At 70.1% G+C, this 22,367-nt stretch carries 21 protein-coding genes and 1 pseudogene; 13 read left to right on the forward strand and 9 right to left on the reverse strand.

The features are described 5' to 3' along the window. From dnaA to RBXJA2T_RS03775, 4 genes are all read left to right on the forward strand, one after another. The coding region (gene dnaA, locus RBXJA2T_RS03760) for a chromosomal replication initiator protein DnaA (protein WP_009855986.1) at positions 1-1,052 on the forward strand (1,052 nt) is incomplete at its 5' end. Positions 1,053-1,279: 227 nt separating this feature from the next. Next, positions 1,280-2,389 carry a DNA polymerase III subunit beta gene (dnaN, locus tag RBXJA2T_RS03765; RefSeq protein ID WP_009855987.1) on the forward strand — a complete coding sequence of 370 codons (1,110 nt, stop codon included), beginning with the start codon at positions 1,280-1,282 and terminating at the stop codon, positions 2,387-2,389. Between the two features lie 131 nt (positions 2,390-2,520). Continuing rightward, positions 2,521-5,010, forward strand: a complete 2,490-nt coding sequence (gyrB, locus tag RBXJA2T_RS03770; RefSeq protein WP_009855988.1) for a DNA topoisomerase (ATP-hydrolyzing) subunit B — start codon at positions 2,521-2,523, stop codon at positions 5,008-5,010. A gap of 248 nt (positions 5,011-5,258) precedes the next feature. Continuing rightward, a complete protein-coding gene (locus RBXJA2T_RS03775) occupies positions 5,259-5,891 on the forward strand; it encodes a hypothetical protein (protein WP_138938775.1) in 633 nt (210 codons plus the stop codon). A 77-nt stretch (positions 5,892-5,968) separates the two neighbouring features. On the opposite strand, the gene RBXJA2T_RS03780 is transcribed toward RBXJA2T_RS03775, so the two are convergent. Together RBXJA2T_RS03780 and RBXJA2T_RS03785 are read right to left on the reverse strand one after the other, a co-directional pair. Next, complete coding sequence (locus tag RBXJA2T_RS03780; protein ID WP_009855990.1) at positions 5,969-6,832, reverse strand: lipase secretion chaperone; 864 nt, start codon at positions 6,830-6,832, stop codon at positions 5,969-5,971. Then, a complete protein-coding gene (locus tag RBXJA2T_RS03785; protein ID WP_009855991.1) occupies positions 6,829-7,764 on the reverse strand; it encodes an esterase/lipase family protein in 936 nt (311 codons plus the stop codon). Before RBXJA2T_RS03785 ends, RBXJA2T_RS03780 begins: the two co-directional genes overlap by 4 nt. Before the next feature lie 175 nt (positions 7,765-7,939). Here RBXJA2T_RS03785 and RBXJA2T_RS19705 point away from each other — a divergent pair, with 175 nt between their 5' ends. Beyond that, positions 7,940-8,110, forward strand: coding sequence for a DUF2256 domain-containing protein (locus RBXJA2T_RS19705; protein WP_009855992.1), 171 nt, complete (start codon positions 7,940-7,942; stop codon positions 8,108-8,110). Further along, positions 8,107-9,642: a cryptochrome/photolyase family protein gene (locus RBXJA2T_RS03790; protein ID WP_009855993.1), complete on the forward strand. Its 1,536-nt coding sequence runs from the start codon at positions 8,107-8,109 to the stop codon at positions 9,640-9,642. The genes RBXJA2T_RS19705 and RBXJA2T_RS03790 overlap by 4 nt, the downstream gene beginning before the upstream one ends. A 9-nt stretch (positions 9,643-9,651) precedes the next feature. Here RBXJA2T_RS03790 and RBXJA2T_RS03795 read toward each other — a convergent pair whose 3' ends face one another. Both RBXJA2T_RS03795 and RBXJA2T_RS03800 read right to left on the reverse strand, forming a co-directional pair. After that, positions 9,652-10,443, reverse strand: coding sequence for an NYN domain-containing protein (locus RBXJA2T_RS03795; protein WP_009855994.1), 792 nt, complete (start codon positions 10,441-10,443; stop codon positions 9,652-9,654). A 104-nt stretch (positions 10,444-10,547) separates the two neighbouring features. Further along, on the reverse strand, positions 10,548-11,852 hold the full coding sequence (locus RBXJA2T_RS03800; protein ID WP_009855995.1) for a glycerate kinase type-2 family protein: 1,305 nt from the start codon (positions 11,850-11,852) through the stop codon (positions 10,548-10,550). A 146-nt stretch (positions 11,853-11,998) separates the two neighbouring features. Here RBXJA2T_RS03800 and RBXJA2T_RS03805 point away from each other — a divergent pair, with 146 nt between their 5' ends. Then, entirely contained in the window at positions 11,999-13,216 is a 1,218-nt protein-coding gene (locus RBXJA2T_RS03805; protein ID WP_375136160.1) for a M16 family metallopeptidase, read from the forward strand. Positions 13,217-13,223: 7 nt separating this feature from the next. Here RBXJA2T_RS03805 and RBXJA2T_RS03810 read toward each other — a convergent pair whose 3' ends face one another. Together RBXJA2T_RS03810 and RBXJA2T_RS03815 are read right to left on the reverse strand one after the other, a co-directional pair. Further along, positions 13,224-14,009 carry a ProQ/FinO family protein gene (locus tag RBXJA2T_RS03810; RefSeq protein ID WP_009855997.1) on the reverse strand — a complete coding sequence of 262 codons (786 nt, stop codon included), beginning with the start codon at positions 14,007-14,009 and terminating at the stop codon, positions 13,224-13,226. 161 nt (positions 14,010-14,170) lie between these two features. Next, the gene (locus RBXJA2T_RS03815) at positions 14,171-15,661 is read right to left on the reverse strand and encodes a diguanylate cyclase (RefSeq protein ID WP_138938776.1); all 1,491 of its coding nucleotides are present in this window, start codon (positions 15,659-15,661) and stop codon (positions 14,171-14,173) included. A gap of 364 nt (positions 15,662-16,025) precedes the next feature. On the opposite strand from RBXJA2T_RS03815, the gene RBXJA2T_RS03820 reads away from it, so the two are divergent. Both RBXJA2T_RS03820 and RBXJA2T_RS03825 read left to right on the forward strand, forming a co-directional pair. Continuing rightward, positions 16,026-16,871 (forward strand): alpha/beta hydrolase family protein, encoded by an 846-nt coding sequence (locus tag RBXJA2T_RS03820; RefSeq protein ID WP_029718405.1) that lies wholly within the window; start codon positions 16,026-16,028, stop codon positions 16,869-16,871. Between the two features lie 564 nt (positions 16,872-17,435). Beyond that, entirely contained in the window at positions 17,436-17,762 is a 327-nt protein-coding gene (locus RBXJA2T_RS03825) for a hypothetical protein (protein ID WP_009856000.1), read from the forward strand. Positions 17,763-17,819: 57 nt separating this feature from the next. Here the strand turns inward: RBXJA2T_RS03825 and RBXJA2T_RS03830 are convergent. From RBXJA2T_RS03830 to RBXJA2T_RS03840, 3 genes and pseudogenes are all read right to left on the reverse strand, one after another. Beyond that, a pseudogene (locus RBXJA2T_RS03830) lies at positions 17,820-18,368 on the reverse strand (DUF924 family protein); the annotation flags it as partial. Positions 18,369-18,376: 8 nt separating this feature from the next. Further along, positions 18,377-19,495 carry a polyamine ABC transporter substrate-binding protein gene (locus RBXJA2T_RS03835; protein ID WP_009856002.1) on the reverse strand — a complete coding sequence of 373 codons (1,119 nt, stop codon included), beginning with the start codon at positions 19,493-19,495 and terminating at the stop codon, positions 18,377-18,379. Between the two features lie 43 nt (positions 19,496-19,538). Next, positions 19,539-20,012, reverse strand: coding sequence for a MaoC family dehydratase (locus tag RBXJA2T_RS03840; protein ID WP_009856003.1), 474 nt, complete (start codon positions 20,010-20,012; stop codon positions 19,539-19,541). Between the two features lie 62 nt (positions 20,013-20,074). On the opposite strand from RBXJA2T_RS03840, the gene RBXJA2T_RS03845 reads away from it, so the two are divergent. From RBXJA2T_RS03845 to RBXJA2T_RS03855, 4 genes are all read left to right on the forward strand, one after another. Beyond that, positions 20,075-20,653: an NnrU family protein gene (locus RBXJA2T_RS03845; RefSeq protein WP_009856004.1), complete on the forward strand. Its 579-nt coding sequence runs from the start codon at positions 20,075-20,077 to the stop codon at positions 20,651-20,653. A gap of 154 nt (positions 20,654-20,807) precedes the next feature. Then, positions 20,808-21,041 carry a hypothetical protein gene (locus RBXJA2T_RS03850; RefSeq protein ID WP_009856005.1) on the forward strand — a complete coding sequence of 78 codons (234 nt, stop codon included), beginning with the start codon at positions 20,808-20,810 and terminating at the stop codon, positions 21,039-21,041. A 124-nt stretch (positions 21,042-21,165) separates the two neighbouring features. Then, a complete protein-coding gene (locus RBXJA2T_RS20505; RefSeq protein ID WP_009856006.1) occupies positions 21,166-21,315 on the forward strand; it encodes a hypothetical protein in 150 nt (49 codons plus the stop codon). A 133-nt stretch (positions 21,316-21,448) separates the two neighbouring features. Next, positions 21,449-22,336 (forward strand): amino acid ABC transporter substrate-binding protein, encoded by an 888-nt coding sequence (locus RBXJA2T_RS03855; protein WP_009856007.1) that lies wholly within the window; start codon positions 21,449-21,451, stop codon positions 22,334-22,336. The last annotated feature ends 31 nt before the right edge of the window (positions 22,337-22,367 follow it).

A 22,367-nucleotide genomic window follows, 5' to 3' on the forward strand; every position in this document is an offset into this window, starting at 1 on the left:
CCGTCGCCACGGCGCCGGCCCCGGCGTCCAACCGCCACAAGCTGAACCCGTCGCTGACCTTCGACACGCTGGTGCCGGGCCGCGCCAACCAGATGGCGCGCACCGCGGCGCTGCACGTCGCCGGCGCGCCGGGCCAGATGTACAACCCGCTGTTCATCTACGGCGGTGTCGGCCTGGGCAAGACCCACCTGGTGCACGCCGTCGGCAACGCGCTGCTGAAGGACCGCCCGGACGCCCGCGTGCTCTACCTGCACGCAGAGCAGTTCATCAGCGACGTCGTCAAGAACTACCAGCGCAAGACCTTCGACGAGCTGAAGGCCAAGTACCACTCGCTGGACCTGCTGCTGATCGACGACGTGCAGTTCTTCGCCGGCAAGGACCGCACGCAGGAGGTGTTCTTCAACACCTTCGAGGCGCTGCTGGCCAAGCGCGCGCACATCATCATGACCAGCGACACCTACCCGAAGGGGCTGGTGGACATCGACGAGCGGCTGACCAGCCGCTTCGACGCCGGGCTGACGGTGGCCATCGAGCCGCCCGAGCTCGAGATGCGCGTGGCCATCCTGATCAAGAAGGCGCTGGCCGAAGGCGCCGAGATGCCCGAGGACGTCGCCTTCTTCATCGCCAAGAACGTGCGCGCCAACGTGCGCGAGCTCGAAGGCGCGCTGCGCAAGGTGCTGGCCTACAGCCGCTTCAGCCAGAAGGACATCAACATCGCGCTGACGCGCGACGCGCTGAAGGACCTGCTGTCGATCCAGAACCGCCAGATCAGCGTCGAGAACATCCTGAAGACGGTGGCCGACTTCTACAAGATCAAGGTCGCCGACATGTACTCGAAGAAGCGCCCGGCCTCGATCGCGCGGCCGCGCCAGATCGCGATGTACCTGGCCAAGGACATGACCAAGAAGAGCCTGCCCGAGATCGGCGAGCTCTTCGGCGGCCGTGACCACACGACGGTGCTGCACGCGGTGCGCAAGATCGCCGACGAGCGCCAGCGCAACAGCGAACTGAACCAGCAGCTGCACGTGCTCGAGCAGACCTTGAAGGGCTGACGGCCGTCACCGAAGGCTGTACAGGCCTGGGGAAAACTCCGGAACAACCGTGAACTTGTCCCCGCCGTCGCCGGCGCCCGGCAAGTTGTCCAGAAAACGCACCGCCAGAACCACGTCGTGACCCACAACGCTGCCCACCTGCTAAAGCGTTGTCGGAAAGGCGGAAAATAGCGTTGTCCCCAGAAGTTGCCGTCGCCTACTACGACCACCAAGTTAAAGAGGAAGACATGATTGTTCTGAAGGCCGCCCAGGAAAAGTTGCTCGAGGCCCTGCAGTCGGTGGCCGGCATCGTCGAGCGGCGGCACACGCTGCCCATCCTGGCCAACGTGCTGCTGCGCAAGAACGGCCCGGTCGTCGAGCTGACGACCAGCGACCTGGAGATCCAGGTGCGCACCAGCGCCGAGCTCGGCGGCGACGAAGGCCACTTCGCGACGACGGTGGGCGCGCGCAAGCTGATCGACATCCTGCGCGCGCTGCCGGCCGAGCAGACCGTGACGCTGTCGTCGGCGCAGAACAAGCTGACGCTGGCCGGCGGCAAGAGCCGCTTCACGCTGCAGTCGCTGCCGGCCGACGACTTCCCGCTGGTCAACGAGGCGGTCGACTTCGGCCCCACCTTCAGCGTGCCGCAGAAGACGCTGCGCCAGCTGATCAACCAGGTGCACTTCTCGATGGCGGTGCACGACATCCGCTACTACCTCAACGGCATCCTGTTCATCGCCGAAGGCAAGACGCTGACGCTGGTGGCCACCGACGGCCACCGCCTGGCGCTGGCCCAGGGCACGCTGGAGACCGACGTGCCCAACCGCCAGGAAGTCATCCTGCCGCGCAAGACGGTGCTCGAGCTGCAGCGCCTGCTGAAGGACGAGGAGACGCCGATCGAGATGCGCTTCGCCGGCAACCAGGCCAAGTTCGCGTTCTCGGGGCTGGAGTTCGTCACCAAGCTCGTCGAGGGCAAGTTCCCCGACTACAACCGCGTCATCCCGCGCAACCACAAGAACGCGCTCGTCGTCGGCCGCGCCGCGCTGCTGGGCAGCCTGCAGCGTGCCGCCATCCTGACGAGCGAGAAGTTCAAGGGCGTGCGCCTGAACCTCGAGCCCGGCGTGCTGCGCATCGCGTCGTCCAACGCCGAGCAGGAAGAGGCCAAGGAAGAGCTCGAGATCGACTACGCCGGCGACACGATCGAGATCGGCTTCAACGTCACCTACCTCATCGACGTGCTGGCCAACATGCAGCAGGAGATGGTGAAGATCGAGCTGCAGGACACCAACGCCAGCGCGCTGTTCACCGTGCCCGAGCAGACGGGCTTCAAGTACGTCGTGATGCCGATGCGCATCTGAGCGCCTGTCGGCGCTCAGTCGCGGCATCGGCATTTCATGCCTTTCCCTGAGCACCCCCCTGCCCCCCGCCTAGCGGGGGGTTCTGACTTGATGATGGCCCGAGCAGTGCGGGCCGTCTTGCGAAAGCGCCCATGAGCGATTCGAACCAAACCCCGCCGAACGACTACGGCGCCAGCAGCATCCAGATCCTCGAAGGCCTGGAGGCGGTGCGCAAGCGGCCGGGCATGTACATCGGCGACACCTCCGACGGCACCGGCCTGCATCACCTGGTCTTCGAAGTCGTCGACAACTCGATCGACGAGGCGCTGGCCGGCTACTGCGACGACATCGTCGTCACGATCCACAGCGACAACTCGATCAGCGTCACCGACAACGGCCGCGGCATCCCGACCGGCGTCAAGATGGACGACAAGCACGAGCCCCGGCGCTCGGCCGCCGAGATCGCGCTGACCGAGCTGCACGCCGGCGGCAAGTTCAACCAGAACAGCTACAAGGTCTCGGGCGGCCTGCACGGCGTGGGCGTGTCCTGCGTCAACGCGCTGTCCAAGTGGCTGCGCCTGACGGTGCGCCGCGACGGCAAGGTGCATCGTGTCGAGTTCAAGCGCGGCGTCACGCAGGACCGCGTCATCGAGGTCCGCGACGGTGTCGAGACCAGCCCGATGAAGATCGTCGGCGACACCGACAAGCGCGGCACCGAAGTCCACTTCCTGCCCGACGACGAGATCTTCAGCCACGTCGACTTCCACTACGACGTGCTGGCCAAGCGCCTGCGCGAGCTCTCGTTCCTGAACAACGGCGTCAAGATCCGCCTCGTCGACGAGCGCAACGCGAAGGAGGACAACTTCGCCTTCGCCGGCGGCGTGAAGGGCTTCGTCGAGTTCATCAACCAGGGCAAGAAGGTCCTGCACCCGAACGTCTTCCACGCGATGGGCGAGAAGGCCAGCGAGCAGGGCACGACGATCGGCGTCGAAGTGGCGATGCAGTGGAACGACAGCTACAGCGAGAGCGTCCTCTGCTTCACCAACAACATCCCGCAGCGTGACGGCGGCACCCACCTGACCGGGCTGCGCGCGGCGATGACACGCGTCATCAACAAGTACATCGAGGACAACGAGCTGGCCAAGAAGGCCAAGGTCGAGGTCGCCGGCGACGACATGCGCGAGGGCCTGGCCTGCGTCGTCAGCGTCAAGGTGCCGGAGCCCAAGTTCTCCAGCCAGACCAAGGACAAGCTCGTCTCCAGCGAGGTGCGCGCGCCGGTCGAGGACATCGTCGGCCGGCTGCTGACCGACTGGCTGCTGGAGAACCCGAACGACGCCAAGATCATCTGCGGCAAGATCGTCGACGCCGCGCGCGCCCGCGAAGCCGCGCGCAAGGCGCGCGAGATGACGCGCCGCAAGGGCGTGCTCGACGGCATCGGCCTGCCGGGCAAGCTGGCCGACTGCCAGGAGAAGGACCCGGCGCTGTGCGAGCTGTACCTGGTGGAGGGCGACTCCGCCGGCGGCAGCGCCAAGCAGGGCCGCGACCGCAAGTTCCAGGCGATCCTGCCGCTGCGCGGCAAGATCCTGAACGTCGAGAAGGCGCGCTACGAGAAGCTGCTGTCCAGCGACGCCATCGTCACGCTGATCACCGCGCTGGGCACCGGCATCGGGCCCGAGGACTTCAACGTCGACAAGCTGCGCTACCACCGCATCATCGTGATGACCGACGCCGACGTCGACGGCGCCCACATCCGCACGCTGCTGCTGACCTTCTTCTACCGCCAGATGCACGAGCTGGTGGAGCGCGGCTACATCTACATCGCCCAGCCGCCGCTGTACAAGGTGAAGCAGGGCAAGCACGAGCAGTACCTGAAGGACGGGCAGGAGCTCGACGCCTTCCTGCTGAAGGTGGCGCTGGACGGCGCCACCGTGCTGCCCGACGGCCTGGCCGAAGGCGGCCGCGCGGCGCTGCAGGGCGAGGCGCTGGAGCAGCTGGCGCGCAAGTACATCGTCGCCAACAACGTCGTGCAGCGCCTGGGCAACTGGATGGACCTGGACGCGCTGCGCGCCATCGCCAACGGCCTGGAGCTGGACGTCGACAGCGCCGAGGCCGCGCAGGCCAGCGCCGCGGCGCTGCAGGCGGCGCTGAAGGACGCGACGGTGGAGTTCCACGTCGACCCGCGCACCGACAAGCCGCTGCTGCGCATCGGCCGCCGCCACCACGGCAACGTCAAGACCAGCGTCATCACGCAGGAGTTCCTGCACGGCGCCGACTACGCCGCGCTGGCCGAGGCCGGCCGCACCTTCAAGGGCCTGCTCGGCGAGGAAGCCGTGGTGCGCCGCGGCGAGGGTGAGAAGCAGAAGGAACAGAAGGTCGCCGACTTCCGCGCCGCGATGGACTGGCTGATGGTCCAGGCCGAAGGCGCCGTCGCCCGCCAGCGTTACAAGGGCCTGGGCGAGATGAACCCCGAGCAGCTGTGGGAGACGACGATGGACCCCAACGTCCGCCGCCTGCTGCGCGTGCAGATCGAGGACGCCATCGAGGCCGACCGCGTCTTCACGATGCTGATGGGCGACGAGGTGGAGCCGCGGCGCGAGTTCATCGAGAGCAATGCGTTGAGGGCGGGGAATATCGACGTTTAATCGCTGTTGAGTCGCACATCACGTGTGAGCCAAAGGCCCATAAGTTGCGGAACTTATGGGCTTTTTTTCAACTGCGGCCAGAGGTAGTCAACATCAAAGATGGCGCGCTACTAACCGCCACACCGGCGATTCGAAAAGAGTCCTGACTGGACTGCAACGCCTCCAGAATGGCTGGCGACCCTTTTCTCACGCTGTTCCATTTTTCATTCTTCAAAATGTTGTGCAGCCACATCAAGAAGTTCATCTACTTGAAGACGAAGAAGACGGCGGGGACTTCGACCGAGATATTTTTCGAGAAGAGTTGCTGTCCGCCATCCTTGTATGTCGAGAGCCACGCCCGGCAGGAGTTGGTGACTGACGCCGGCATCATCGGCTACCGCGGACCGGACCAGCGTGGGTCAACCTACTTCCACCACATGACCGCCTCGCAGGTGCGGAGCCTGCTCGGCGAAGACGTCTGGCAGTCCTATTTCAAGTTCTGTGTCATGAGGAATCCTTATGACAAGGTCGTCTCGATGTTCTGGATGCAAACGCCGGAAGCTGAACGCGAGCGCCTTGCCGTCGCGCGTTTCGAGGATGTCAGGGATCGCTTCTCGGACTACGTTCGGAACGCACACCTCCTGCCTTTGGATCGAAGCGTCTACATGATCGATGAAAAGGTCGCCGTCGACTTCTTCATCCGCTTCGAACACCTTCGCGAAGACCTGCAGGTGGTCTGTGATCGGCTCGACATCCGGCAGCCGGTCGAGGGGCTGGGGCGGTACAAGACGGACTGCAGGCTGAGGCCAGAGCACTTCGGTCTTTATTACAACGAAGAGTCCACCGCGATCGTCCGACAGCATTTCGCCTGGGAGATCGAACAGTTCCGCTACGGTATCTAGCAAGCTGTCGACGAACCTCCGGCCGCCCTGTCCCACGGCTGCCGGTGATGCACGACCCGGCCGTCTGACCTCGCGGCTCAGCGTCCCAGCAGCCCGCGCGCCCGCAGCCGCTCGCTGCCTTCGGCGAAGCCGGCCGCCAGCAGTTGCTCGGCCACCTGGGCACGCTGCACCTCGTCGAGCCCGGGCTGGCGATCCAGCCGCTCGAGTTCGGCGCGGGCGGCGGCGATGCGTTCGGCCCAGCGCGCCTGCTCGGCCAGTTCGTCGGCCAGGCGCTGGCGCGCTGCGGAGTCCAGGCGCGTGGCGTCGATCAGCGCGTCGGCGCTCGCGGTCTGCCAGCCGCTGACCAGGCGGGCGCGCAGCGCCGCTTCTTCGTCGCCGTAGAAGGCCCGCGCCCAGGCTTCGCCCAGCCACTGCACCCGCTGGGCGTGGCGCTCGTCGAGCGCGGCGGCGATGCTCTCGGGGTCGTCGGCACGCGGCGCCAGGCTGGCCGGCGCGGCACGCAGGCCCTGGTAGGCCTGCCACAGCCGCTCGACCTCGGCGGCCGCGGTGGCCGGCAGCTCTCGCCGTGCCTGCTCGCCCACCCAGGCGCCGATGGTCTCGGCCGGGGCCTGGCCATCGAGCTGCAGCGCGTAGTCGAAACGCCGGCGCAGCGCGGCCGAAGGCACGAGGCGGCCGTCGACCACCGGCCCCCAGCCGCCGTCGGGCGTGGTGCCGCGCAAGGCGCTGCGCTCCTGCACCCAGCGCTCGAACTCCGGCGGCACGGCCAGCGTGGCCCGCCAGGCCGGGCGCGCCGGTTCGGCCGGCGCAGCGGCCCGGGCGACGAGTGGAGCCGCTGCAGGTGCCGCCGGTGGGCGGGCCTCGTCCGGTGTGTGCCAGAGCAGGCCGAGCGCGAGCACGGCCCCCGTCGCCACGCCGGCGGCGGCCAGACGCGGCGCGCTCACAGCCCCGCCGTCTTCAGACGGTTGGCCTGGCTGCGGTAGAAGGCCACCGGGTCGGACGCGAACAGGTTGCGCAGGCCCAGCGCCTGGTTCACCTCGTCGAGGTGGTTCCAGCCGTAGTCGTCGCGCAGCACCGTGCCCCAATGCGACGAGCAGCGGCCCACCAGCCCGTCGTTGGCCTCGCCGCCGAAGAAGGCCGAGGCCAGCGTCAGGAAGGCGTCGCCCGGGTCGAGCAGGTGGGTGACGACGCTGGTGCCGCCCACCGAGGCGTAGCGCACGCCGTTGACCACCGCCGGCCCCTGGCCGCAGGCCGAGGTCGGCGCACCCTGCGGGAAGCGGGTGTTGAAGGCCGCCGCCCCGGCGCTGTTCAGCGAGGTCAGCGAACCCAGCGAGTCCTGCGGCAGCTGGGGCTGGCCCGAGATCCAGGAGATCACCGTGCCCAGCGCGTTGACGATCGCGGCGACGACGCCGGTCAGCCCGGTGGCCCCGGCCGCTGCCTGGATGCCGTCGGCCACCGGCGAGCCGGTGTGCGGCGAGCCGACCGTCGTCACCGAGGCGACGAGCTCCGGCGCGACCGCGGCGACGTAACGCGCCGTCGGTCCGCCGTGGCTGTGGCCGATGAGGTTGAACTTGCCGTAGCCGTAGGCCGCCTTCAGCTGGCGCAGCTGGGCCAGCAGCTGCTCGCCACGCGCTTCGCTGCTCTCCAGCGCCGAGACCGAAGGCGTGAAGACGACGGCGCCGCCCGAGCGCAGCGCCGCCGGCACGCCGTAGAAGTAGTCGACCGGGCCGATGGCGCCGAAGCCCAGCATGCCGTGCACCAGCACGATGGGGTAGCGCGTCCGGGTGTAGGTGTCGGCCTGCGCCAGCACTGGCGCCAGGGCGAGGGACAGAGTCAGCGCCAGCGCGGCGCAGCAGGCGCGGATGCGTCGGGTCATGTCTCCTCCTGATCTTCTTGGACGCCGCCTGTGACGACGGCGAGCGCATCACACCCGAGCGACCGGCCGGTCGGCATCAGGGCTTGCCCGTGGCGCCGGGGTGACTCCCCAGATCGCAGGCGACAGGTGGTCACCCGCGGCACACTCGCGGCCGAACGCGACACGCCGTCCCCCGATGAACTCCGGCCGAGCCTTCAAGGGCAACAAGAGCTTCCTGCCGAGCAAACCCTGTGCGGTCTGCGGCCGGCCGATGGTCTGGCGCCGCGCCTGGGCGAAGAACTGGGACGAGGTGCGCTATTGCTCCGAGGCCTGCCGCAAACGCAAGACCGCGGAGCGCGGCGCATGAGGCATCTGGTGCTGGTGCTCGGCGACCAGCTCGACGCCGAGGCCGCGGCCTTCGACGGTTTCGACACCGAGCACGACGCGGTGTGGATGGCCGAGGTCGACGAGGAATCGACCCACGTGCCGTCGAGCCAGCCGCGCACGGCGCTGTTCCTCGCGGCGATGCGCCACTTCGCCGCCGCGCTGCAGGCCGCCGGCCGGCGCGTGCACTACACACGGCTGGACGACGCCGGCAACCGCGGCCGCCTGGCCGACGAACTGGACGCCACGATCGAGCGCCTGCAGCCCCAGGCGCTGGTGATGACCGCGCCCGGCGACCACCGCGTGCTGCGCGCGCTGCAGGCCGTGGCCGCGTCGCACGGCCTGCCGCTGGAGCTGCGCCCCGACCGCCATTTCTTCTGCACGGTGCGCGAGTTCGCCGCCCACGCACGCAGCCGGCGCACGCTGCGGCTGGAGTTCTTCTACCGCGAGCAACGCCGCCGCCACGGCGTGCTGATGGACGGCGGCGAGCCCTGCGGCGGGCGCTGGAACTACGACGCCGACAACCGCGAGGCTTTCGGCCGCGACGGCCCGCCGCCGCACGCCGAGCCGCCACGTTTCGCGCCCGACGCGATGACACGCGAAGTGCTGGACCTGGTGCGGCGCCGCTTCGCCGGCCACCCCGGGCGGCTGGACTCCTTCGCCTGGCCGGTGACACGCGAGCAGGCCTTGCACGCGCTGCAGCGTTTCGTCGCCGAGCGCCTGGCCGGCTTCGGCCGCTGGCAGGACGCGCTGTGGCCCGGCGAGCCGTGGCTCTGGCACTCGCAGCTCTCGGCGGCGCTGAACCTCAAGCTGCTGGACCCGCACGAGGTCGTGGCCGCGGCCGAAGCTGCCTACCGCGCCGGCCGGGTGCCGCTGGAGAGCGCCGAAGGTTTCATCCGCCAGATCCTCGGCTGGCGCGAGTACGTGCGCGGCGTCTACTGGACGCGCATGCCGGGCTACGCCGAGCTGAACGCCTGGGACGCGCACGAGCCGCTGCCGGCCTTCTACTGGAGCGGCGACACGCCGATGGCCTGCCTGGCCGACGCCATAGTCCAGACGCTGGAGCACGGCTACGCGTACCACATCCAGCGCCTGATGGTCACCGGGCTGTACGCGCTGCTGCTCGGCGTCGAGCCGAAAGAGGTGCACGCCTGGTACCTGGCGGTCTACGTCGACGCCGTCGAGTGGGTGGAGCTGCCGAACACGCTGGGCATGAGCCAGAACGCCGACGGCGGCCTGATGGCCAGCAAGCCCTATGTCGCCAGCGGCCGCTACATCGAGCGCATGAGCGCCGGCCGGCTGTGCGCCGGCTGCCGCTTCCGCCCCGGCGAGCGCACCGGCGACACCGCCTGCCCGTTCACGACGCTGTACTGGGACTTCCTGCTGCGCCACGAGGCCAGGCTGGCCACCAACCCGCGCATGGTGATGCCGCTGAAGCACCTGACGCGCCTCGACGCGGCCGAGCGGGCGCGCATCGGCGAACGTGCGGCGGCGCTGCGGGCGGGAGGTTTCTGAGGCCCGGCTTCAATGGGCATCGGCCGGGGTTGCCTCCGACGCCTCGGCCTCCTTCAGGCGGACGGTCCAGTAGCCGCCCGTTTCCTGCTGAACGGTCAGGCGGTCATAGGTGCGCAGCATGTCGAGCAGACCGGAATGGCCGTAGAGCTTGGGTGTGAACGCCGGGTCGGTTCGCTTCAGATACTGGCCCAGGGGCCCAAGATGCACCTTGCCTTCCGAGGTGTCACCGGCCAACAGGCTGACGGCCTCGATGACGAAGCGCGGGCGACGCTTGGGCAGCGGTTTGGAAGGCTCTGTCCCTGGCGCCTCGACCTTGGCCTTGGCCAGGCCCGCGGGTGGCATCTCCGGAGCCTCGGCAGTCGGCCTGGCCCATTCGAAGAACTGGTCACTGGCGTTGCGCAGCGCGGCGGGTGTCTTGGATTCGCCAACGATGTGGACCGTAGCCCCTCGCTCCCGGAGCTTGCGGCAGAGGTAGGCGAAGTCGGAATCGCTGGTGACAAGGCAGAAGGTGTCGGCGCGACGGTCGAACAGCGCCTCGATGGCGTCGAGTGCAAGCGCGATGTCCGAGGTGTTCTTGCCGGCGGCGTACTGGTACTGCAGGCAGGGCGTGAACGCCAGCCTCACCAGCGCGTCCTGCCAACGGTTGGCCAGCGTCGTGTGGTTGCCGTAGCCACGCCGCAGCACGACACGGCCGAACTGGGCGACGACGCGCAGGGCGTGTTCCAGCACCTCGGGGGTGGTGTTGTCGCAGTCGACGAGCACCGCGACCCGGCCCTCGCCGGCGTCCTTCTTCTCGCTCATGAGCCTCCCTCGGCCGTCTCGAATGCGGCCTGCACGGCCCCGATGCTGCCTCGGGGGCCGGGTCCGTCAAGGGCGGGTGCTCCCGCGAGCAGACGAGGTGCGGCTCAGACGATCAGCAGCGCCCGGAAGTCGTTGACGTTGGTGTAGCTCGGCCCGGTGACGACGAGGTCGCCCAGGGCCTCGAACAGCGGGTAGCTGTCGTGGCGGTCCAGCAGCTCGGCGGGCTTGAGGCCCGCGGCCGCGGCGCGGGCCAGCGTGTCGGGCGTGACGATGGCGCCGGCGTTGCGCTCGACGCCATCGATGCCGTCAGTGTCGGCGGCCAGCACGTGCACGCCGGGCTCGCCCTGCAGCGCCAGCGCGCAGCCGAGCAGGAACTCGCCGGCACGGCCGCCGCGCCCGCCTTTCGTGCGCACGGTGACGGTGGTCTCGCCGCCGGACAGCAGCACACACGGTTTGGCGAAAGGCTGGCCGCGCCGCGCGACGGCACGTGCCAGCGCCGCGTGCACCTTGCCGACCTCGCGGCTCTCGCCTTCGATCTCGTCGCTGAGCACGTGGGCCTCGACACCGGCCTCGCGCGCCAGCGCCGCAGCGGCTTCCAGGCTTTGCTGCGGGGTCGCGATCAGCTCGACGGCATGGCCGGCGAAACGCGGGTCACCGGGTTTGGGTGTCTCGAAGGCGCCGCTCTCCAGCCCGGCACGTGCCGCCGGCGGCAGCTCGATGCCGTAGCGGCGGCAGATCGCCAGCGCGTCGGCACACGTGGTCGCGTCGGGCACCGTCGGGCCGCTGGCGATGACACCCGGGTCGTCGCCGGGCACGTCGCTGATCAGCAGCGAACACACACGCGCCGGTGCGGCCAGCGCCGCCAGCCGCCCGCCCTTGATCGCCGAGAGGTGCTTGCGCAGGCAATTCATCTCGCCGATCGACGCGCCGCTCAACAGCAGCGCGCGGTTGACGGCCTGCTTGTCCTCCAGCGTCAGCCCCGGCGCCGGCAGCGACAGCAGCGCCGAGCCGCCGCCGGAGATCAGCGCCAGCACCAGGTCGTCGGGCCCCAGGCCCTGCACCAGCGCGGCGATGCGGGCCGCCGCGGCGCGGCCGGCGGCGTCGGGCACCGGGTGCGAGGCCTCGACCACCTCGATGCGCCCGCCGCGCGCGCGGTAGGCCGGCGGCACGTGCTCGTAGCGCGTGACGACCAGCCCGGACAGCGGAGCCTCGGCCGGCCAGGCGGCGTCGAGCGCCGCGGCCATCGCCCCACCCGCCTTGCCGGCGCCGATGACGACGGTGCGCCCGCGTGGCGGCGGCGGCAGGTGTGCGGCGAGCACCTGCTCGGGCAGCGCGCGGCGCACCGCGGCGTCGTAAAGCGCACGCAGGAAGGCGAGGGGGTCCAGGCGAGGGTCGGGCAGGGCAGGCATCACGCCAGCTTATCGGAGCCGCCGGCAGCCCGGCCGGGCGTGGCCTATGCTCGCAGGCCGTTCCCGAAGTTCCGCATCAGCGCCTTGTCTCCCGCCACCCCCCCGACGACACCCGCATCACGCGCCTGCCCAACGGCGTGCGCATCGTGACGATCCGCATGCCGCACGTGCACACCGCCAGCATCGGCGTCTTCGTGCGCAGCGGCAGCGCGCATGAATCGAAGCTGGACAACGGCATCAGCCACTTCGTCGAGCACATGGTGTTCAAGGGCACGCTGATGCGCGACGCACGCCGCATCAACCTCGACGCCGAGCGCCTGGGCGCCGAAGTCAACGCCCACACCGACAAGGACCACACCGGCTACACCATGCACGGCCGGCCGGCCGACGTGCCGCAGCTCGTCGAGATGCTGGCCGACCTGGTGCGCCACCCCACCTTCCCGGCCGAGGAGCTGGAGCGCGAGCGCCAGGTGCTGCTGCACGAGTGCACCGAGGACGAGGACGACCCGCTGTCGACCGCGTTCAAGCTCTTCGACAAAGCCTGCTGGGGCACCCACGCGCTGGCCCAGTCGGTGATCGGCCCGCGGCGCAACATCGAACGTTTCGGCCGTGATGCGCTCGTGGACTACCTGCGCCGCCAGTACACCGGCGCCAACGTCGTCGTCGGCGCCGCCGGCGACATCGACGTGCCGGCGTTCGAGGCCGCCGTCGAAGCCGCCTTCGGCACGATGGACGCCGGCCACGAGAACCTCGTCGCCGCGCCGGTCTACGCCGGCGGGGTGGCGACCAAACGCCTGTCGGGCAGCAGCCAGGCGCACCTGGTGCTCGGTTTCCCGCTGCCCGGGCTGGCGGTGCAGGACCCGGCCGGTGTGCTGGCCGCAGCCGTCTTCGGCGAAGGCATGAGCTCGCCGCTGATGGACCGCATCCGCGAGCAGCGCGGCCTGGCCTACTACACCGCCTGCTCGGCCGACGTGCTCGACGTCGCCGGCCAGTTCGTCGTCGAGGCCTCGACCTCGCCGGAGCAGATCGACGATCTGCTCGCCGAGACGCTGGCGCTGCTGAAGGCCCAGGCCGCCCACGTCGGCGGCGAGGACCTGGAGCGTGCCAAGGCCCAGCTCGCGGTGCGCCGGCTGCGCGCCCACGAGCGCCCGTATCGGCGCCTCGAGGACGCGGTGCTGGACCTCTACGCCACCGGCACGGTGTGCGACACGCGCACCTGGTGCAGCCGGATCGACGCCGTGCCGGCCGAAACGGTGCGGGCGGCCTTCGCCCGCATGCTGGCCGCCGGGCCGACGGTCGCCTTGTCGGGCGAACTGCCGCGCGCCGCCGGCGAACGCGTGCGTTCGCGGCTCGCCGCGGCCTGAACCGGCTTCAGCGCTTGGGCGGGCGGCCCTGGCCTTCGGGCCGCGGGCCGCGTTCGCCACGCGGGCCTTGCGGGCGTGCGCCGTCACGGCGCGGGCCGGGGCCACGCTCGCCGTCACGGCGCGGGCCACGGTCGGGCCGCGGGCCGCCGGGACGCGCCTCGCGCGGCGGCATCGGCGGGCGTTCGGCACGTTCGCGACGGGCCTGCTCGAGGACCGCTTCCAGCTCGCTCTCGGCGATGCCCTTCAGCGCGCAGAAGTTGGCCGGCGTCAGCGTCGTCGTCTCGAAGGCGCGCAGCAGCCCGGCGCGGTCGCGGCGCGCGTCGTGGTCGGCCTGCTGCTGGCGGCGCGCCTCGGCGTCGGCGGCACGGGCCGCAGCACGTTCGGCGGCGCGGCGCTGCTCGTGCACGCCCCGGCGGCGCGTGATCTCGGCGGCGGCCAGCTCGCGGTGCTCGGCGCTCAGCTCGCCGGCCGGCTGGCCGTCGAGGTCGTAGCGCTGCTCGGACTTCACCAGCGCCGACAGATAGGCGTTGGACGTCGTGTAGCGGTGCAGGAAGACCGACAGCGTGCGGCGCGTGAAGACACCCGGCGCACGCGCCTGGATGTCGGCCTGGATGCGCAGCTTCAGCGGCTTGGGCGGCGGGGCGAACAGCGCCGGGAAGAGCTCGGCCAGGCGCGCGGCGCACTCGGCCGGCGACAGCTCGGCCACCGCGCGTTCGGCGGGCGCGGCCGCGCCGGGTTCGGCCGGCGCCTCGGGTACCGCGGCCTCGGCCGACAGCTCGGGCTCCGGGGCCACGGTGGCGGGGGAAACGGACTCCGCGCCGGTATCGGGCAGGATTTGATCGTCGTCAGGCATGGAACACAGCGCGGAAAGGATCGTGGATTGTCGCCGCTGGCGCGGGCGGGCGCGAGTGCGGTCTGCAAGCGCGTGCCGAATCGAAGGCCGGGCCCACGGGCTCAGACCCCGCCGTCAGCGAGCACGACACGGTTCTTGCCCGCGGCCTTGGCGCTCAGGCAGGCCCGTCCGGCCCGGTCGATCAGCGCCACCGGCGCCCCATCCTCGGCCGAGAGCATCGCCAGGCCGATGCTGACCGTCACCCCGATCGACCGCCCGTCGGTGGCGACGAAGGTGGCCGCGGCGACGGCCACGCGGATGCGCTCCATCACCGCCAGAGCCGCCTCGACCGGCGTGTCGGGCAGCACGATGCAGAACTCCTCGCCGCCGTAACGCGCCAGCCAGTCGACCAGGCGCACGTTACCGCCGGCCAGCGCCGCGAACTCGCGCAGCACGATGTCGCCCGACGGCCAGCCGTAACCGGCGTTGATGCCGTGGAAGTTGTCGATGTCGAGCAGCGCCAGCGCCAGCGGCCGGCCGCTGCGCTGCGCCTGGGTGACCTCGCGCGCCAGGCGTTCGTCGAAGTAGCGGCGGTTGTGGGTGCCGGTCAGCGCGTCCTGCAGCGCCTGGCGGCGTGCGCCCTCGACGAGGCGCCGGCCCATGTCGCCGACGATGCGCGCAAGCCGGTCGCTGAACACCTTGGTGACCTCGGTGAAACGTTCGAGGTCGGCATCGATGTCGGGCGCGTTGCCGCCGCTGACCGAGTTCTCGAAGCACATCAGACGGTCGCGGCCGGCACCCTTGGCCTCGTACATCGCGGCGTCGGCCTGGCGCATCACCTCGACTTCGCTCAGGTGCGGCCTCAGCACCGTCAGGCCGGCGCTGGCCGTCAGCACGAGGCTATGGCCGGTGGACGGCACCTCGATCGGCGCCGACAGCCGGCGCAGCAGCGCGCGCGCATCGTTGAGCAGGGTCTGCAGGTCGTAGCGGGTGAGCAGCAGCACGAACTCGTCGCCGCCGACGCGGCCGATCGCGTCTTCCGGCGATGAGCCGGCGGCCAGGCTCTCGGCGGCGCTGCGCAGCAGCTGGTCACCGACGGCGTGGCCGCATTCGTCGTTCAGGCGCTTGAAGTGGTCCAGGTCCAGCCGCAGCAGGCCACGCACTTCGCCGGGCAGCATCTCCTCGAGCGCCTTGCGCAGGCGCTGGCCGAAGGCGCGGCGGTTCAGCAGCCCGGTCAGCGTGTCGCGATGCTGCCAGGCCGAATCGCGGTCGCGCCGCATCAGCCGGTCGAGGCGGGCCGCCAGGTGGTGCGCCGACTGCGGCGCACGCACGATCTCGTCGCGCAGGTCGCAGACCTCCAGCGCGACCGCCTCGGCAGCGGCGTCGTGGGCCAGCACCAGCGTCGGGCGGCGGTCGCCGGCGCAGGCGGCACGCAGCGCGGCCTCGTCCCAGCAAGCCGATGTCGGCAGCACACGCAGGTCGGCCGCCAAGCGCGGCGCCGCCGCCAGTGTCGATTCGATGACGCCATAGCCCATGGCGCGCAGCGCCGCCGGCGCATCGGCCACGGCACGAGATTCGTCCGGATTGATCCAGACGATGGTTTCCGCTCCCACTCTGTCCTCCCGGGATGGCGGAACAGGGCAGGCACCACCGACGCCGCGACTTCCGGGTGATCCATCCCCGAGAGGATTTTCGCCGCCCACCGCGGCCGGCCGCCTTGCGCCAGCACCGGGTCGCCTGCAAATCGGCCACGCCGCTCCAGCCGGATTTGCTTGACGTGTCTCAGTTCACGCCATCGGCGCCACAAGCTCTCGAGCGACAAGGGAAAAAGCCGATCAGGACAATCTGGTATTGCCCCGATCGCCACGGCAGCACGTGAAACACGACATCGATCCGACCGCACTCCTGCACGGGAATCCGGCAGGTCCGGCCCGCGAGGCGGCGCCGGTGTGCGCGCCACCTCCACAGGGCGCCGCGATGCAGCGCGTCAGGCGTCTCGTGTTGCGCAGCCTGGTCGTCGGACTGACCGGCTGTGCCAGCGTGCCGGGGCCCAGCACCGGCGGCATCACCTGGTCGCCGGCGCTGGAGCTCGGCGGCAGGACCTACGCCGCCGAATGGGTGCTGCCGGCCGGCGAGCCGCAGGCGCTGCTGGTGCTGCAGCACGGCTTCTCGCGCAGCTGCGCCAACCTGCGCGAGACCATGCGCCGCATCGCGCGCCAGGGCCTGGCCACCTTGTGTGTCAACGCCGACATGGCCTACGGCAATCCGGCGCTGGCCGACACGATGGCCGCGGCGCTGTTGAGCGGCCTCGTGCTGCCGGACGGTCGGCCACTGCCGCAGCGCATCGTCGTCGGCGGGCATTCGGCCGGCGCGGCGTTCGCAGCCCGGCTGGGCTGGCGGCTCGATGCCTCGGCCCCCGCTCGCCTGGCCGGCGCGCTGCTGCTGGACCCTGTGCCCGTGCCCGGCTTCGCGGACCAGCTGCGCGCGGTGTCGCACGCTGGCCAGCGGCCGGTGCTGTCGATCGCGGCGGCTCCCGACGGCTGCAACGCCGAGCAGCGTGCGACGCCGGTGCTGCGAGAGCTGCACGATGAAGCCGCGCGAGCCGGCCATGACAGCGTCATCGCCTTCGACATGGGGCCGGGCTCGACGCATGTCGATGCCGAAGGCGAGGACAGCGACTGGCTGGGCCGCACCGTCTGCGGCACGCCATCGGCGGCCAAGGTCGAACAGCTCCGGGCGGTCGCGGCCGGCTGGGCCGCGGACCTCGCTGCCGGCCGCGTCCCGAGCGCCGGAACGCTGCTCGGCACGGCCCGAGATCTCTGAACCCCCCTGCGGTTGTCCCGCGATGCGGGCCTGCGCCGCGGCAGGTCTGCAGTGTCGGCGCGCCTCGGCTGTTATCCAGTATTGATGTCATTTCTCTGATTGGTAGTCGTAGTAGAGGCCCCGTTCGCTGGGGACAAGCACCAAAAGCGCTGCGGAATCAAGAGCTTGCAGGGTCATCAAGGCTGTGGGCCGACCCCGGTACGGTGGCGTTCGCGTTTCTGGACAACCTGCCGGACAGGCCTCGGCCTGTGGACAACCCGGCGCTTGCGCAAGAACCATCCCCAGAGTTGTCCACAGTCGAGTGCCAAGCCGTGCCCAGGCTGGCGCCGAAGTGGAAAACCTGTGGAAGAAGTGCCGCGTGGGCCGTGACGGCCGGGGCAGAGGGGGCGCGCGAACGGCGCCCGGAGGCCCGGATGGCGGCGAGTCTGCCGCGGGGCCTGGAGTCAGCCGCTGACCTTATCAGTCTTTTCCAGGCCCGGCGAGCCTTGAAGCCACGCGCCGCTCGGACACCTTGCACCCCGGGCTGCGAGGTTCAGAATGGGCTCGTCAAAGAGGAGTACGACGATGAAGGCGCAAGTCCAGACCCCCACCCGGTTCGTGGCCCCGAACCTCGACGAGGACTTGCCGCTGGACGCCACGCCGCCCGGCGAAGGCGAGATCGTCCAGCGTCCTGACGGCTGGTACTGGCTGGCTGCCACCGGACGCCAGGAGTTCGGCCCCTACGACAGCGAAGACGAGGCCTTGCAGGCGATGGAAGCGGCCTGCGACGGCGAGATCGAGCCCGGCGAGACGCTGTTCGAGGCCGAGCAGGAACTCGGCATCGCCGACTGGCTGGACCCGGACACCGGCGAGCCCGCCGAAGGCGTGCACACGCGCCTCGAAGACCACTGAACCCCGCCCCGCCCGGGTCGTGAGGCCGGCGGTCCGCGACCGCCCGGGCCGGCCGGCTCAGAAGCCCGCGCCGGGCTGCGCCAGGTAATCCCGTTCGTCGGCCGTGCTGGGCCGGCCGAGCACCGCGTTGCGGTGCGGGAAGCGGCCGAAACGGCGGATCACGTCCCGGTGGCGCTGCGCGTAGTCGAGCGCGTCGGCCAGGCGTTCGTCCTCGGCCGCCAGCGCGGTGAACAGGCGCACCGACTCGTCCTGCAGCGGCAGGCTCTCGGCGTGTTCGAACGGCAGGTAGGCGAACCAGCGCTCGATCGTCGTCAGCGCCCGGTCGGCACCGCTGGCGACCAGCGCCTGGGCCAGCGCCAGCGCGCGGGCGTCACCGGCGAAGGCCCGCGGCTGGCCGCGGAAGATGTTGCGCGTGAACTGGTCGAGCAGCAGGATCTCGGCCAGCGGCACGGCCGCCCAGGCGGGTGGCAGCGTGCCGGCGAGCGCCGCCTCGACCTCGGCGCCGAAACGTTCGGTGACGAGGCGGTCGAAGGCGTCGCTCTTGCGGAACCAGTCGACCCGCGCCGCGTGCGGCGGCGGGCCGAACCAGAAGCCGAGCGTGTCGGCCGGGGTGTTTACTTCGACCCCGCCTTGAAGCTCTTGAAGATGCGCGTCTGCACGCGGCGGATGTCCTGCGGCACCGCGTCCGGCGACGTCAGCTTCTTCATGTCCTCGGGCGACAGGAAGACCGTCGGGTTGGACGCCACTTCCTTCTTGACGAACTTCTTCGACGCCGCGTTCGGGTTGGCGTAGAAGACCTTGTTCGTCAGCGCCGCATGCACCTCGGGGCGCAGGATGTAGTTGATAAACAGGTGGGCGTTCTTCGGGTGCTCGGCGTCCTTCGGGATGGCCATCGAGTCGAAGAACATCGTCGCGCCGCTCGGCGGGATCAGCACCTGGATCTCGACGCCGGTCTTGCTGTCGATCGCGCGCTGGCGCGAGATGTTCATGTCACCGGCATAGCCCATCACCAGGCACAGCGAGCCGTTGGCCATCTCGTCGATGTAGCCCGACGACGAGAAGCGCGTCACGTAGGGCCGGGCCTTGGCCAGCACCTCGCGCGCGGCGTCGTAGTCCTTGGCGTTCTTGCTGTAGGGCTCCTTGCCGGCGTAGATCATCGCCACCGGCAGCACCTCGGAGGCCGAGTCGAGCACGCTGACGCCGCAGCTCTTGAGCTTGCTGGCGTACTCCGGCTTGAACAGCAGGTCCCAGGCGTTGGCCGGCATCGGCGTCGAGCCCAGCGCGGCCTTGACCTTCTTGACGTTGATGCCGACGGTCACGTAGCCCCAGAGCCAGTCGACGAGGTACTGGTTGCCCGGGTCGACCTTGGCCATCTGCTCCAGCACCGCCGGGTCGAGGTTCTTCCAGTTCGGCAGCAGCGACTTGTCGAGCTTCTGGAACAGGCCGCCTTCGATCTGCGCCTTCGCGAAGTGCGCGCCCGGCACGACGATGTCGTAGCCGGTCTTCCCGGCCACCAGCTTGGCGTGCAGGATCTCGTTGCTGTCGAAGATGTCGTACCGGACCTTGATGCCGGTTTCCTTCTCGAAGTTCTTCAGCGTGTCTTCGGCGATGTACTCGGCCCAGTTGTAGATGTTCAGGACCTTGGGCTCGGTGTTCTGCGCGCCCGCGGCGAAAGCCACGGTGGCGGCGCCGACGGCGAGCAGCGAACGCAGGACACGGGTAGTGCGGGACATGAGGGCTTTTCTCCGGAACGGGTGAGGGCCAGACGGGAAGGGTTCAGGCCGGATTTTCGCCGACCGCGGGCGTGCGCCTCTTGAACATCGCCCAACCTTCCATGGACATCACGGCTTCGTCGCGCTGGTTGAACACTGTCCAGGTCGAGCGCACCAGGCCGACCGTCGGCCGGCTGGCCATCGGCCGCGCCTCGGTGACTTCCATGCGCACCTTCAGCGTGTCGCCGGGGTAGACCGGCTTCTGCCAGCGGATGTTCTCCAGCCCCGGCGAGCCCAGGCTGGCGGCGTCGAGCAGGTACTCGTCGCACATCATGCGCATCGTCATCGCCGCGGTGTGCCAGCCGCTGGCGCACAGCCCCTTGAACAGCGAGTGTTTGGCCGCCTCCTCGTCGAGGTGGAATGGCTGCGGGTCGAACTGGCGCGCGAACTCGACGATCGCCTCGCGGGTGACGGTGGTGGCGCCGAAGCTGCGCACGGTGCCGGCGGGGAAGTCTTCCCAGTGGTGACGCTTGTCCATGCGAGGCAGGATAGCGGCCGGGCGGCGACAATGCCGCCGCTGTCGACTCTGTGCTGTCACCCATGACGCAACTGATCTTGGGCCTCGTGCTGTTTCTGGCCGCGCACTCGGTGCGCATCTACGGCGAAGACTGGCGCACGCGTTTGCGTGCGCGGCTCGGCGAGAACGGCTTCAAGGGCCTGTACTCGGTGCTGTCGCTGGTCGGCCTGGTGCTGATCGTGCGCGGCTACGGCGAGGCCCGGCTGGACCCGGTCGCGCTGTGGACGCCGATGCTCTGGACCCGCCACCTGGCCTCGCTGCTGGTGCTCGTCGCCTTCATCCTGAACTTCGCCGCCTACGTGCCGGGCAACCAGATCAAGGCGAAGCTGCACCACCCGATGGTCCTGGGCGTGAAGGTCTGGGCCTTCGCCCACCTGATCGCCAACCACACGCTGGCCGACCTCGTGCTGTTCGGCAGCTTCCTGGTCTGGGCGGTGCTGGACTACCGCGCCGCGCGCCAGCGCGACAGCCGTGCCGGCACGGTCTACGCGCCGGGCCGGCTGTCGATGACGCTGGTGACGGTGGCCGTCGGTGTCGCCGGCTGGGCGGTGTTCGCCTTCTGGGCGCACGCCTGGCTGTTCGGGGTGCGGCCGCTGGCCTGAGCCCCGGCGGGCCGGGGTGACCGGCGTGTGAACAATGCACCACCCGTTCGGGGGGCGAAACGGCCGAAAGCGCTGAAACCGGACTTCCGGGTGATGGCGGGCGGCGCGTGTGCGCGTCAGGATGAAGCCCTGCGAATCGCTTGAGGGGGCGACGATGTCCACGGTCTTCATTTCCCGCCGCCGCGGCCGGTCGGCCGATCTGTCCGTCTCGGCCGCCGAGGCGGCCGCGCGCGGTGTCGCGGCCCCGGCCTGCGGCTGGTACGAGTCCAGCCTCGAACTGATGCAGGGCCTGGCCGTCACCGAGCATCCCGGCCTCGACGAGTTCTTCCACGCCGATCTGGCCGAGCCGTCGGCCGCCGCGGCGCACCCGCGCGGCGTCGGCGGCTGACGCTTCGTCGGCGCCGCCGGCAGTTCGTCGGCCTGCGCCACCGGTCGTCGCAAGCCGCTCGCGACCGGCCTCCCCGCTGCCTACAGTGGACTCCATCGCAGCACGTCACCCCAAGGAGTCCACGATGAACAACCGCCTTGCCCCCCGCCTGTTCGCGCTGGCCAGCGCGGCCTTCTTCACCGTCGTGATGCTCTCGGGCATCGACTCGCTGGCCGCCGCCGACGGCGCCTCGGCCTACATCGCGCAGAGCGGTGCCGCCGCGCCCCGCGCCTGAGCCTGCTTCCTCGGCGACGCCCGGCCCCGGCCGGGCGTTCGTCTTTGTGGACGGCGATCTCCGCGTTCGTGCGGAGCGACAGTGGCCGGCACTTTGCTTAGCCTGGGCTCCACATCGTCAAGGAGCCTCGTCCATGCCCCAGATCGTGCGCCCGCTCGCCGTTCTCGCCCTGGCCTTCGCCGCGTCGGCCGCTTCCGCCCAGTCCACGCTGGACAAGGTCAAGGCCAGCGGTGCCATCGGCGTCGCCTACCGCGAGTCGTCGATCCCGTTCTCCTACCTCGACGACAAGGCGCAGCCGGTCGGTTTCGGCTTCGAGATCTGCGGCCGCATCGTCGACGAGGTGAAGAAGGTCACCGGCCGGCCCGACCTGAAGGTCAACCTGCAGTCGGTGACCAGCGCCAACCGCATCCCGCTGCTGGTCAACGGCACGATCGACATCGAGTGCGGCTCGACGACCAACAACAGCGACCGTGCCAAGCAGGTCGCGTTCGCGATCAACTACTTCTACACCGGCACGCGTTTCCTGGTGCGCAGCGACTCGGGCATCAAGTCGCTGGCCGACCTGAACGGCAAGGTGCTGGTGTCGACCACCGGCACGACCAACTTCCGCATCCTGCGCAACCTGATCAGCGAGAACAAGCTGCCGATCGAGCTGATCGGCGCCAAGGACCACGCCGAGGCCGCGCTGCTGGTGCAAAGCGGCCGCGCCGCGGCCTTCGGCATGGACGACATCCTGCTCTACGGCCTGCGCGCGAGCTCGGCGAACCCGGCCGAGCTGGCGGTCGTCGGCGAGTCGATCCAGGTCGAGCCCTACGCGATCATGGTCCGCAAGGACGACCCGGCGTTCAAGCAACTGGTCGACGGCGTGCTGGCCGGGCTGATGAAGAGCGGCGAGTTCGAGAAGCTCTACCGCAAGTGGTTCCTGTCGCCGATCCCGCCCAAGGGCATCGTGCTGAACGCGCCGATGGGCAAGGAGTTGCAGGACAACCTGAAGGCGCTGTCGGACAAGCCGGCCACCTGAGCTCCGCGGCGCCGGCACCACGCCGTCACCG

Source organism: Rubrivivax benzoatilyticus JA2 = ATCC BAA-35 (assembly GCF_000190375.1).
Taxonomy (GTDB): Bacteria; Pseudomonadota; Gammaproteobacteria; order Burkholderiales; family Burkholderiaceae_C; genus Rubrivivax; species Rubrivivax benzoatilyticus.